Here is a 12,365-nt window from a genome sequence, read left to right as displayed (position 1 = left end):
TCGAACAAGGCGTCGCCTGCCTGGCTGCCCTCCGCAAGCACGCCGACGCCACCGTGGCCGCCGGGGACGGCCGCAGCCGGGACCAGGTCATGGCCGACACCCTCGTGGAGCGGCTCACCGGGCAGGCCCGCGCCCAGGACGTCGACGTCGAGGTCGGGATCGTGCTACCCCTCGACGCACTCATCGATCCCGAGAGTCCCGCCACCGGGGAGCTGGTCGGGCACGGCCCACTGCCGGCCGGGATCGTGCGGGACCTGCTGCGCTCCACCGCGGGGAAGCGGTGGTGGCGGCGGTTGTTCGCCCACCCCGAGACCGGCGCCCTGGTCGGGGGAGAGTCCCAGCGGCGGCGCTTCGACGGGTTCCTCGCGCAGCTGATCGACCTGCGCGACGGGGGCCGCTGCCGCGACCCGTTCTGCGACGCCCCGATCCGCCACCACGACCACATCACGCAGTCGAGGGCTGGTGGGCCGACCAGCTTCACCAACGGCCGCGGGGTCTGCGCCCGGGGGAACTTCGTGCGGGAGATGCCGGGCTGGGCGGTCGAGGTCGTCCACGACGGGCTCGGCGACCAGCCCCACACCGTGCGGACCACCACCCCGACCGGACACACCTACACCAGCCGCGCCGGACCCTGAGCCGCCCGGCGACTATCGGATATGTCGCACCGGGCCCGGCGCCGTACGCGTCGGTAGTGCCGTAGGGTGCGATTCCATGATTACCGCGGAGTATTCCACCCGCGGTGCGGCCGTTCGGCCCAGCTCGCTGACTCGTCGTTCCTGTTACCGAAGTTAGCGTGATCATCGGTAGCACGAAACCGCGAATTGGCGGAAATGGCGGGCCTCCCGCATGGTCGGTTCCATGAGAGCGGCACAGCGCTACGACGACGTCGTGATCACCGGGCTGGCGCACGTCGACGCGCCGCACGTGGTCACCTCCACCGACCTCGAGACCCGTCTCGCCGGCACCTTGGCCCGCCTGCGGATCACGCCCGGCCTGCTCGAGAAGCTCTCCGGCATCGCCGAGCGCCGCGTGTGGGACGAGGGCACCGTGCCGAGCGAGGTGGCCGCGCGGGCCGGCGAGGAGGCCTTGGCGCGCAGCGGGGTGGACCGCGACGAGATCGGTGCGCTGATCAACACCTCGGTCAGCCGCGACCACCTCGAACCGTCGACGGCCAGCATCGTCCACGGTCGGATGGAATTGTCCCCGGAGGCCATCAACTTCGATCTGGGCAATGCGTGCCTCGGATTCCTCAACGGGATGAACCTCGTCTCCACGATGATCTCCTCGGGGGAGATCGACCACGGACTCGTGGTCGCGGGCGAGACCAGCCGATTCGCGATGGAATCGACGATCGCCCGGTTGGCCGCCGACGACTCGACCCGCGCGATGTTCCACGAGCAGTTCGCCACGCTGACCGTCGGCTCGGGCGCGGTGGGGATGGTGCTCAGCCGCGCCGACGGGCCGGGCGGGCACCGCTACCTCGGCGGGCTCGGCCGGGCCAGCACGAAGGGCAACTCGCAGCTGTGCGTCGGGCAGGCCGACGAGATGCGCACCGACTCCAAGGGCCTGCTGATGGCCGGCATGGAGCTCGCGGGGCGCGCCTGGAAGGACGCGGTCGCGGCGTTCGACTGGGACACCGACAGCTACGACGTCTACTGCCTGCACCAGGTCAGCAAGGTGCACACCCGCGCGGTGTCCGAGCAGCTCGGACTCGACCGCGACCGGTTCCCCTCGCAGTTCCCCCGCTTCGGCAACACCGGCCCGGCCGGGGTGCCGACCGTGCTGTCCAAGGCGGTCGAGGACGGCACCGTCGTCGACGGCACCCGCGTGATGCTCATGGGCGTCGGCAGCGGGATCAACGCCGCGGCCGCCGAGGTGATCTGGTGAGCGCCCCGACGACGGCCCTGCCGGGCTTCGACTTCATCCAGAAGGCCGTCGACATCGACGGCCACATGATGGCCTACGTCGACGAGGGAACCGGACCGCCGGTGCTGCACGTCCACGGCAACCCGACCTGGTCGTTCTACTGGCGCTCGCTGCTCTCGACGCTGCCCGGCGACGGCTTCCGTGCGATCGCGCCGGATCACATCGGCATGGGCCGCTCCGACAAGCCGGCCCTCGCCGAGTACCCGCACACCCTCGCCCGGCGGGTCGCCGACCTCACCGCCTTCGTCGAGCACCTCGACCTCGACGAGCCGCTCCACCTCGTCGTGCACGACTGGGGCGGCCCGATCGGCCTGTCCTGGGCCGTGGAGCACCTCGACCAGGTGGACAAGGTCGTCGTCCTGAACACCGGCGCGTTCCCGCTGCCCGCCGACAAGCGCATCCCGTGGTCGTTGCAGGCCGCGCGGCTGCCGGTCATCGGCGACGTGGCCGTGCGGCGGCTCAACGCGTTCTCGCTCGGGGCGCTGACCCTGGGCAGCGGCCGCTGGGTCCTCGACGCCGAGGCCCGCCGCGGGCTGCTCGCCCCCTACGACAGCCCGGCGCACCGCGTCGCGGTGCACGCCTTCGTCCAGGACATCCCCACCGGGCCGTCCGACCCGGCGCACCCGGTGCTCGCCCGGCTCGCCGAGCGCCTCCCGCTGCTCGACGGCCACCCGGTGCAGGTCCACTGGGGGATGAAGGACCCGGTGTTCGACGCCGGCATCCTCGCCCACCTCGAGGCCTACCTGCCCCACGCCGAGGTGCACCGCTACCCCGACGCCGGGCACTACGTCCTCGAGGACGCCGCCGCGGCGATCGTGCCGCGGGTCCGCACGTTCCTGGCGGCCCCGCGGTGAGCACCGCCGAGGCGGGGACGACGACCCTCGACGGCATGCTGGCCGCGCACGCCGCCGCGCGCCCCGACGCCCCCGCGCTCGTGCTGCCCGCGCCCGGGTCCCTGCTCTCGGGCGCGACCCGGACCGTCACCTTCGGGGACCTGGAGCACCGGGTGGCGGACGCTGCGTCGGGCCTGCTCGCCGCGGGCGTCGGCCCCGGCACGCGCACCGCGCTGCTCGTGCCGCCGCACGCCGACTTCTTCGTGATCGCCTACGCCCTGCTGCGCGTCCGCGCGGTGCCCGTCGTCGTCGACCCCGGCATCGGGCTCGCCCGGGTGCGCGACTGCCTCGGCGAGGCCGCGCCCGAGGCGTTCGTCGGGGTCGCGCAGGCCCACCTCGCGCGGCGCCTGCTGCGCTGGTGCCCGGACGCCCGGATCGCGGTGTCGGCCGGTCCGGTGGCCGTGCCCGGCACCCGCTCACTGCGCCGCCTCGAGCGCGAGGGGTCCCGACGCGGGCCGCGCGCGCCGGTCCCGCGGCCCGACGGCACGCCCGCCGCGATCCTGTTCACCAGCGGGAGCACCGGCCCGCCCAAGGGCGTCGAGCACCACGAGGACGGGCTGCTCGCCCAGGCCGCGCTCGTCCGCGACCTCTACGGCCTCGGCCCCGGCGACGTCAACGTCGCCACCTTCCCGCCGTTCGCGTTGTTCGGCCCGGCCCTCGGCATGACGACCGTGGTGCCCCGCATGGACCCGACGAAGCCGGCGAAGGTCGTCCCCGCCCGGGTCGTCCGGGCCGCGCGGGAAACCGGTGCGACGGTCATGTTCGGCTCGCCCGCCGTGCTCGACCGGCTCGGGCGCGGCGCCGCCCCGGGCACGCACCTGCCCGCCCTGCGCCAGGTGATCTCCGCGGGCGCCCCCGTGCCGCGGGACGTCCAGCGCCGCGTGCTCGCGCTGCTCGCGCCCGGCGCGCAGGTCCACACCCCCTACGGCGCGACCGAGGCGCTGCCCGTCGCGACCATCGGCAGCGACGAACTGCTGACGCTGCCCGACGACGGCATCTGCGTCGGACGCCCCGTGCCCGGCGTCGACGTCGCCCTGATGCGCGTCACCGACGGCCCGGTGGACACCCTCACCCCCGATCGCCACGTGGCGCCGGGCGAGATCGGTGAGGTCGTGGTCCGCGGCCCCGTCGTGAGCCCCGCCTACGCCGACCGACCCGAGGCCACGGCCGCCGCGAAGCTGTGGTGGGACGGCGAGCTTGCGCACCGCACCGGCGACCTCGCCTCGCACGACGCCGCGGGCCGGCTCTGGTTCGCCGGCCGCGTCGCCCACGTGGTGCACACCGCGGACGGCCCGCTCTACAGCGTGCCGTGCGAGGAGGTCCTCAACCACCACCCGGGGGTGCGGCGCACCGCGCTCGTCGGGGTCGGTCCGGCCGGGGCGCAGACCCCGGTCGCGGTCGTCGAGATGCTCGACGGCGCCCGGATGAGCGCCGCGGTCCGGCGGGAGCTGGGCGCGGTGGCCGCCGCCGATCCACGGACCCGGTCGATCACGACGCTCCTCGAGCACCCCGGGCTGCCCGTCGACCCACGGCACAACTCGAAGATCGACCGCCCGGCGCTCGCGCGGTGGGCGGCGGCCGAGCTGGGCGTCGGGGACCCGGCGTGAAGGCGCTCGTCACCGGCGGTGGCGGGTTCCTCGGCGGGGGCGTCGTGGACGCGCTGCTCGCCCGCGGCGACGACGTCACCAGCCTCGCCCGGGGGGACTACCCGGCGCTGCGCGAGCGCGGGGTGACGACGGTCCGCGGGGACCTCACCGACCCGGCGGCGTGCGCGCGGGCGCTCGCGGGGGCGGACGTGGTGTTCCACGTGGCGGCCAAGGCCGGGTACTGGGGCGACGACGCGGCGTTCCGGCACAGCAACGTCGAGGGCACGCGGGTGCTGCTCGACGCGTGCCGCACCGCGGGTGTCGAGAAGGTCGTCTTCACCAGCACGCCGAGCGTGGTGCACAGCGGCGGCGACATCCACGGCGGCGACGAGTCGCTGCCCTACGCCACGCACTTCGACTCGGCCTACCCGGAGACCAAGGCCGAGGCCGAGCGGCTCGTGCTCGCCGCGAACGGGCCGGACCTCGCCACCGTCGCGCTGCGCCCCCACCTGGTCTGGGGTCCCGGCGACACGCAGCTCGTGCCGCGGATCCTCGCGCGCGCCCGGGCCGGCCGGCTGCGCTTCGTCGGCGACGGGTCCGCGGTGATCGACACGACCTACGTCGACGACGCCGTCCGGGCCCATCTGGACGCCGCCGATCACCTCGCACCCGGAGCGCCCTGCGCCGGGCGGCCGTACTTCATCACCTCCGGCGACCCGCGCCCGGTGCACGAGCTCGTCAACGGCATCGTCGTCGCCGGCGGGCTCGAGCCGGTGCACGGCACCGTCCCGCTGCCCGTGGCCGTCGCCGCGGGTGCGGCGGTGGAGTCGGTGTGGCGGGTGCTGGAACGGGTGGGCGTGTTCGGTGACGTCGGAGACCCGCCGATGACCCGCTTCCTCGCCCGGCAGCTGGCCACGGCGCACTGGTTCGACATCGGCGCCGCGCGCCGCGACCTCGGCTACGTGCCGCGCGTCCCGCTCGAGGAGGGCTTCGCGCGGCTCGCCGAGTCGTTGCGCACCGCCGCGTGACCGGCCGGTGACCGGTGACACCGGCCGTCGCGCACCCGTGGCGGATGGTGCGTCGGGCCGGTGGTGTTGTTCCTGATGCCGGTTCGGAACGTCCTCGTGACCGGCAGTCCGACCGGGCAACGGAGCCCGGAGAGGAGGCCGACGTGCGTCGGCACCAGAACACCGTCCTGATCACCGGAGCGCCCGTCTCCCTCGCGGAGCAGTTCGCCGCCCGCCGTCGCCGCTACTCGCTGCTCATGGCGATGCGCATCCCGTGCCTCGTCCTCGCCGGCGTCCTCGCCCTCGGCTTCGGGTGGACGATCGCCGCCGCGGTCCTCGTGATCGCCTCGGTCCCGCTGCCGTGGGTCGCGGTCCTCATCGCCAACGACGGGCCGCCCCGCAAGGCCGAGAAGGTCGCCCGCTACCGCGCCGACGTGCGCCCGCTGTCGACGACGACCGTCCGCGGCGAGCTCGAGCCGGTGGTCGTCATCGACGGCGGCGCCGATGCGGCGGCCGACCGCGTCGTCACCGCCCGCCCCGTCACCAGCCGCTGAGCCGCTTGCGGTTGCCCACCACGGTGCGGTGCACGGGGCCGACGACGCCGCCCAGCGTGCGGGCGGCGTCGCGCGGCGGGGTGGTCACCGCGGCCACGCCGATCGACGCGAACGCCTCGGCCTTCTCGCGGACCATCCGCACGAGCTCGCGGCGCTCCCGCGCGTCCGGGGGCCAGCCACCCGCCACGAGCCGGCCCGTGCGGTAGGTGATCACGACCGGGGCCGAGACCGCGATCTCGACGAGCTGGAACCAGGGCCGGACCCATCCCGCGCCGGGCAGTCCTGCTGAGCGTCTGGGGGTCATCCACCCGACGCTACGGACCGGACCGGGCGGGAGATCCCGGACGACGGACCGGTGGTGCGGTCGGCGGCCCGGGCGTGGGCAGCCGGCGGCACGTCGCTGGTGCGGGTGCGGGCGGCGACGGCCGCGTCAGGAGGAGTCCGACCCCGGATCGGCCAGGTCCGTGCCGAGGAGTGTGCGGTTCGTCGCTTTCTGCCCGGCCTCGTGGGTGTTGCCCGTCCGGGACCCGCGGTCGACGGACCGGCTCGTGCCGTCGTCACCGGATCCGCGCTGCCCGTGGTGCCCGAGCGAGGACCCGATCTGGGTGAGGACGCCGTGGTGCCGGGTGACGCCGTCGCCCGACCCGCCGTCGCTCGACCCGGCGCCGCCCTTCGCGGTGGGTCGCGTCGGCGCCGAGGACGGGGCCTGGTCCTGGCCGGGCTGGTGCTGGTCCTGGTCGGGCGCCGTGGTGCGGGACGGCCGGGGGGCGGAGTCGGCGTCGGACCCGCCCTGGTCGTGCGACCTGGTGGAGGTCCGGTCCGCCGCGTCGACGACGCGGGGGGACTCGACCGGGTCGGGGTCCGTGGGGTCCGTGGTGGCGGACGCGCTGCCGCTCGACGTGCTGCGCGTCGCGGCGGCCGTGGTGCCGGAGCGTTCGCTGACGACGACGTCGCCGGCGGACACCGTCGGGGCAAGCAGCGGGCCGAGCGGGATCACGGGCGTCGGGACGGCTGCCGTCGCGGCGAGCGTGGCGCCGTCGCTGCCGACGGCGGGGACCTCGCCGGCGAACGCCGAGAGGCCCACACCCAGGCCGACCAGGCAGCACGCGGCTGCGGCCAGCCCGAGGCGACGCTTCGCCGTCCTCGTCGCCGGCCGGCGGCACACCCGAGCGGTGAGGCGACGCCGCACCTCGTCCATGGAGGGCCGCGCGGTCGGGTCCTCCGCGGTCATCTCGGTGAGCAGGGCCCGTAGCCCGGGGCGCAGCCCGTGGTCGGGCGCGAGCTCGCCGAGCAGCCGCCCGAGGGCGTAGACGTCGGTCGCCGGTCCCGGGTCGACCCCGATGCGCTGCTCCGGCGCGACGTACGGCGGCGTGACGGGCACGTCGCCCCACCGCGCGAGCCAGGGCAGGAGCCCGAACTCGGCCAACGACGCCCCGTGCGGGGTGAACGCGACGGTGCCGGCCCCGAGCCCGCCGTGGGCGGCGCCGCGCTGGTGCCGGGGGGCGAGGGCGGTGGCGACCGCGGTGCCCAGTTCGCGCAGCTGGCCCAGGTCGAGCCCGCCGGGCGGGGTGGTCTCTGCGAGGGTCGGCTCGTCGGGGTGGTGGGTGACGAGGAAGAGCCGGTCGTGCTCGTGGCCCGCGTCGAAGAGCTCGGCGACCTCGGGGTCGCGATCGTGCCATCCCTGCGGGCGCAGCGAGAAGGACGACTCCTGTGTCGGGCCGGACTCCACGAGGGTCACGCGGACCGTGCGCTGCAGCAGCTCGTCGTAGGCGCGGTGGGCGCAACAGCCCCCGGAGCGACGCAGGACCGGGCCGAGCCGGTACCGACCGGCCACGACGTCGACGTGGTCGGCACAGGGAACGCTCTCGCGACCGTCCTCGAGCACAGGTGCCCCCGTTCAGGCAAGCGAGCAGCACGGACGCGGCCACGTCCGGCAGGACACGGCGCCGCGGGGTGCACCGTCGACTGGGCGTGCCCGCCATTCCGGATCCGCACACGTGGGATGCCACTTCCACTACTGATCGACGGTACGCCTCCTCCGGCCCGCGCACCGGTCTCGCGCCAGGTCGTGACACCACCGACACTGAACGACGGACACCACCGCACGACGCCGGGAGGCACCGTGGCCGAGGCCTACATCGTCGACGCCGTCCGCACGCCGGTCGGGACCCGCAAGGGCGCCCTCGCCGACGTCCACCCCGCCGACCTCGGCGCGCACGCCCTGACCGCGCTGATGGAGCGCACCGGGATCGACCCGGGCGCCGTCGAGGACGTCCTCATGGGCTGCGTGACCCAGCTCGGACCGCAGGCCGGGGTCATCGGGCGCACCGCGTGGCTCTCGGCCGGCCTGCCCGAGCACGTCCCCGGCACCACGATCAACCGGGCGTGCGGCTCGTCGCAGCAGGCCCTGCACTTCGCGGCCCAGGCGGTCCTCTCGGGCACGCAGGACCTCGTCGTCGCGGCGGGCGTGGAGAACATGGCGATCGTGCCGATCGACGCCAACGCCCCGGTGCTGAAGAGCATGGGCACCCGCCGCGAGGGGGCCGGGTGGATCGAGCGGTACGGCGAGCAGGAGATCAGCCAGTTCCGCGGTGCCCAGCTGATCGCGGAGCGCTGGGACATCAGCCGGGAGCGCATGGAGGAGTTCGCGGTCGAGAGCCACCGGCGCGCCGCGGCCGCGACCGACGAGGGCCGGTTCACCGCCCAGATCGCGCCCCTGAACGGCCTGGACCGCGACGAGGGCATCCGCCCCACCGTCGACCGGGAGAAGATGGCGACGCTGCCGGCGCTGCGCGAGGGCTACCGGCTGACTGCGGCGGTGTCGTCACAGGTCAGCGTGGGCGCGGCGGCGCTGCTGGTGGCCTCCGAGGCCGCGGTCCGCACGCACGGCCTGACGCCGGTCGCGAAGGTCTCCACCCTCGCCGTCGTCGGGGAGGACCCGGTGCTCATGTTGACCGGCCCCATCCCCGCGACGCAGGCCGTCCTGAAGCGGGCCGGGCTGACGATCGACGACATCGACCTCTTCGAGTGCAACGAGGCCTTCGCGTCGGTCGTGCTCGCCTGGGCGCACGACACCGGGGCGTCGCTGGAGCGCAGTAACGTCAACGGCGGGGCCATCGCCATGGGCCACCCGCTCGGCGCGACCGGCGCGGTGCTCGCCACCAAGCTCGTCCACGAGCTCCGGCGCACCGGGGGCACCCGGGGGCTGCAGGTGATGTGCGAGGGCGGCGGCCAGTCGAACGCGACGATCATCGAGCGGTGCTGACGCAGGTGAACGATCCTCGCCGCCCCGGCGACCACATCCGTTCACGTGCGGGTGCGCACCCACTCGACCACCGCGTCGAGCGCCGCCGGGTCGGCCAGTGAGTCGCGGCTGGCGACCGTCGCCGGGTCCGCTCCGCGCAGCAGCCGCTTGACCGGCGTCTCGAGCTTCTTGCCCGAGAGCGTCCGGGGGAGCGCGTCGACCCACGCGATCTCGTCCGGGGCGTGCCGCGGGGACATCTCGCTGCGCAGCCGCCGCACGATCTCGGCCTCGAGCGCCGGTCGGTCGGGGCCGCCCACGAGCAGGAGCACCAGCGTCCCGGCGCCACCGACGGAGTCCTCGAGGTGCACGACGAGGCTGTCGGCCACGCCCTCCACGTCCTCGACCACGGTGTAGAAGTCCGCCGTCCCGAGCCGTACCCCGCCGCGGTTCAGCGTCGCGTCGGAACGGCCGCTGATGACGCACCCGCCGTCGTCGTACACGGTGATCCAGTCGCCCTGGGTCCAGACGCCGGGGAACCGCTCGAACCACGTCGAGCGCATCCGCTCGCCGTCGTCGTCCCCCCACAGCGCCACCGGCATCGACGGCATCGGCGCGGTGATCACCAGCTCGCCGGGCTCGCCGTGCAGGTCGCGGCCGTCCTCGTCGAAGGCGTGCACGTCGACGCCGAGCATCGGTCCCGGGATCTCCCCGGCCCGCACCGGCAGCAACGGCGCCGCGCCGACGAACCCGCTGGCGACGTCGGTGCCGCCCGACGTCGAGTTGACCAGCACCTCGGGGCCGAACGTCTCCGCGGCCCACCGGAAGCCCTCCGCCGGCAGCGGCGACCCGGTGGAACCGAGCATCCGCAGCGCGCCCAGGTCGTGGTCCCCGCCCGGGTGCAGGCCCGCCTCCCGGCACATCATCAGGAACGACGCCGAGGTGCCGAACTGCGTGAGCCGCTCCGCCTCCGCCATCGCCCACATCGCGTCGGTGTCCGGCCAGGCCGGGTTGCCGTCGAAGCAGACCACGGTGGCGCCGACGAGCAGCGCCGAGACCCCGTAGTTCCACATGATCCAGCCGGTGGTCGAGTACCAGAAGAACCGGTCGCCCGGACGGACGTCGTTGTGCAGTCCGACGGCCTTGTGGTGCTCGAGCACGATGCCGCCGTGCCCGTGCACGATCGGCTTCGGCAGGCCCGTCGTGCCCGAGGAGAACAGCACGTAGAGCGGGTGGTCGAAGGCGACCGGCGTGTGTTCGAGCGGCCCCGGCTCGGCCAGCAGCTCCGCCCAGGTCGTCGCGCCGGGCGGGGTGGCCGCGTCGGGGTCGAGGTAGGGCAGGAACACCGTCGCGCGCAGCGAGGGGAGGGCGTCGCGGATCTCGGCGAGCTGATCGGACCGGTCGATCGCGCGTCCGCCCCAGCGCGTCCCGTCGACGGCGAGCAGCACCGTCGGCTCCACCTGCCCCAGCCGGTCCACCACGGCGCGCGGGCCGAACTCCGGCGGGCACGACACCCACACCGCCCCGAGCGACGCCGCCGCGAGGAAGGCGACGATCGTCTCCGGGACGTGCGGCAGGTACCCGGCCACGCGGTCGCCCGACCCGACGCCGAGCCGGACCAGCCCGGCGCGGGCCCGGGCCACCTGGTCACGCAGGTCGTCGAAGGAGAGCTCCACCCGCTCCCGGGTCTGCGAGATCCCGACGACGGCGGGTCCGGTCCACTCCGGACGCAGCGCGTGGGCGGAGTAGGACAGCCGCGCCCCGGGCAGCCAGCGCGCGCCCGGCATCGCGGCGTCGGCGAGCACCGTCGTGAGGTCGTCGACCTGCAGCTCGAAGAAGGCGATGACGGCGCGCCAGAACGCCTCCGGGTCGTCGACCGACCACCGGTGCAGCGCCCGGTAGTCGCCCGGTCCGAGGGCCGCCGTGAGGAAGCAGCCCATGCGGGTCGCCGTGACGGCGTCGTCGGGGACAGGTCGGAGGATCTCGCCCCGCCCGCTCCCGTCGTGCTGGCTCTCCTGCCCGGCGGCGGTGCTCACGGTCGTCATCATGCGGTCCCGCCCCGACGGCCCGCGAGGACCCGGTGTCACCTGACGTGTCTCGACGTGGTGCAGGCCACTTGCTTTGATGTGAGCGGCGCAACACGGTGCTCCAGCCCGGGGCACGTGAGACCGACGGAGGTCAGCTGGTGTCCACGTTCGACGGTTCCGGAATCGACAAGGTCCTGCAGGCGGCGGTCGAGGACCGCGCGGTACCCCACGTGGCGGCCATCGCGGCCGACCGCGACGGCGTCTTCTACGAGGGGGCCGCGGGCGAGCGCGTGACCGGCAGCGGTGAGCCGGTCTCCACGAGCACCCACTTCCGGATCATGTCGATGACGAAGATGGTCGCGACGACGGCGGCGCTGCAGCAGGTCGAGCAGGGCCGTCTCGACCTCGCGGCCCCCGTCGAGACCTACGTCCCCGAGTTCGCCGACCTCCAGGTGCTCGACGGCTTCGACGGCGACACCCCGCGGCTGCGGGCCCCAGCGAGCCGCGCGACCGTCAAGCACCTCCTCACCCACACCTCGGGGCTGTCCTACTGGTTCTGGAACGCCGACCTCGCGCGGTACGAGTCGGTGACCGGGCTGCCCAACGTCGTGCCCGGCGACATGGCCGCCTTCCAGGCCCCGCTCGTCGCCGACCCGGGCACGCGCTTCGAGTACGGGATCAACACCGACTGGCTCGGCCGGGTCGTCGAGGAGGTTGCCGGCCAGCGGCTGGACACGTACTTCGCCGAGCACATCACCGGCCCGCTCGGGATGGTCGACACCGGCTTCGCGCTGGACTCCGAACGGCGGGAGCGCAGGGTCGCCCTGCACTTCCCGGCCGAGGGCGGCGGTTGGGTCGCCAGCGACACCGACCTGCCGCCCGCACCGGACTACTGGACCGGCGGCCACGGCCTGTACTCCACGCCCCAGGACTACCTGCGGTTCACCCGGATGCTGCTTGCCGGGGGCGTGTTCAGCGGGACACGCATCCTGGCCGCCGAGACCGTCGCCGAGGCGTTCACCAACCAGATCGGCGACCTGTCCGTGCCCGAACGCGTCTCCACGGCCTCCCCGGTGCACAGCTGCGACTTCGTCTACGGCCCGAATCGCAAGTGGGGCTGGGGTCTGCTGC

10 protein-coding genes and 1 pseudogene are annotated in these 12,365 nt (G+C 74.6%); 8 read left to right on the top strand and 3 right to left on the bottom strand.

The genetic code is table 11. From position 1 onward, the window contains the following. The 6 genes and pseudogenes from AC0CYZ_RS03305 to AC0CYZ_RS03280 form a co-directional block, all read left to right on the top strand. Positions 1 to 635: pseudogene (locus AC0CYZ_RS03305) on the top strand (DUF222 domain-containing protein); the annotation flags it as partial. Between the two features lie 223 nt (positions 636 to 858). Beyond that, positions 859 to 1,887, top strand: a complete 1,029-nt coding sequence (locus tag AC0CYZ_RS03300; RefSeq protein ID WP_472212313.1) for a 3-oxoacyl-ACP synthase III — start codon at positions 859 to 861, stop codon at positions 1,885 to 1,887. After that, the gene (locus AC0CYZ_RS03295) at positions 1,884 to 2,780 is read left to right on the top strand and encodes an alpha/beta fold hydrolase (protein WP_472212311.1); all 897 of its coding nucleotides are present in this window, start codon (positions 1,884 to 1,886) and stop codon (positions 2,778 to 2,780) included. The genes AC0CYZ_RS03300 and AC0CYZ_RS03295 overlap by 4 nt, the downstream gene beginning before the upstream one ends. Beyond that, positions 2,777 to 4,426, top strand: coding sequence for a fatty acid CoA ligase family protein (locus tag AC0CYZ_RS03290; protein WP_472212309.1), 1,650 nt, complete (start codon positions 2,777 to 2,779; stop codon positions 4,424 to 4,426). Before AC0CYZ_RS03295 ends, AC0CYZ_RS03290 begins: the two co-directional genes overlap by 4 nt. Next, positions 4,423 to 5,433 carry an NAD-dependent epimerase/dehydratase family protein gene (locus AC0CYZ_RS03285; RefSeq protein WP_472212307.1) on the top strand — a complete coding sequence of 337 codons (1,011 nt, stop codon included), beginning with the start codon at positions 4,423 to 4,425 and terminating at the stop codon, positions 5,431 to 5,433. Before AC0CYZ_RS03290 ends, AC0CYZ_RS03285 begins: the two co-directional genes overlap by 4 nt. 143 nt (positions 5,434 to 5,576) lie before the next feature. After that, positions 5,577 to 5,966 (top strand): DUF3099 domain-containing protein, encoded by a 390-nt coding sequence (locus AC0CYZ_RS03280; protein WP_472212305.1) that lies wholly within the window; start codon positions 5,577 to 5,579, stop codon positions 5,964 to 5,966. Here AC0CYZ_RS03280 and AC0CYZ_RS03275 read toward each other — a convergent pair. Both AC0CYZ_RS03275 and AC0CYZ_RS03270 read right to left on the bottom strand, forming a co-directional pair. Beyond that, entirely contained in the window at positions 5,953 to 6,270 is a 318-nt protein-coding gene (locus AC0CYZ_RS03275) for a hypothetical protein (protein WP_472212303.1), read from the bottom strand. The genes AC0CYZ_RS03280 and AC0CYZ_RS03275 overlap by 14 nt on opposite strands. Positions 6,271 to 6,396: 126 nt before the next feature. Next, positions 6,397 to 7,800 (bottom strand): serine/threonine-protein kinase, encoded by a 1,404-nt coding sequence (locus tag AC0CYZ_RS03270; protein ID WP_472212301.1) that lies wholly within the window; start codon positions 7,798 to 7,800, stop codon positions 6,397 to 6,399. 288 nt (positions 7,801 to 8,088) lie between these two features. Here AC0CYZ_RS03270 and AC0CYZ_RS03265 point away from each other — a divergent pair, with 288 nt between their 5' ends. Then, positions 8,089 to 9,231 (top strand): acetyl-CoA C-acyltransferase, encoded by a 1,143-nt coding sequence (locus AC0CYZ_RS03265; RefSeq protein WP_472212299.1) that lies wholly within the window; start codon positions 8,089 to 8,091, stop codon positions 9,229 to 9,231. A 41-nt stretch (positions 9,232 to 9,272) separates the two neighbouring features. Here the strand turns inward: AC0CYZ_RS03265 and AC0CYZ_RS03260 are convergent, their stop codons facing one another. Beyond that, positions 9,273 to 11,147: an acetoacetate--CoA ligase gene (locus AC0CYZ_RS03260; protein WP_472212315.1), complete on the bottom strand. Its 1,875-nt coding sequence runs from the start codon at positions 11,145 to 11,147 to the stop codon at positions 9,273 to 9,275. Positions 11,148 to 11,392: 245 nt separating this feature from the next. On the opposite strand from AC0CYZ_RS03260, the gene AC0CYZ_RS03255 reads away from it, so the two are divergent. Continuing rightward, on the top strand, positions 11,393 to 12,365 hold a 973-nt coding region (locus AC0CYZ_RS03255; RefSeq protein ID WP_472212297.1), incomplete at its 3' end, for a serine hydrolase domain-containing protein.

This window comes from Actinomycetospora sp., from assembly GCF_055612215.1.
This window is presented reverse-complemented; position numbering and strand designations above follow the sequence as displayed.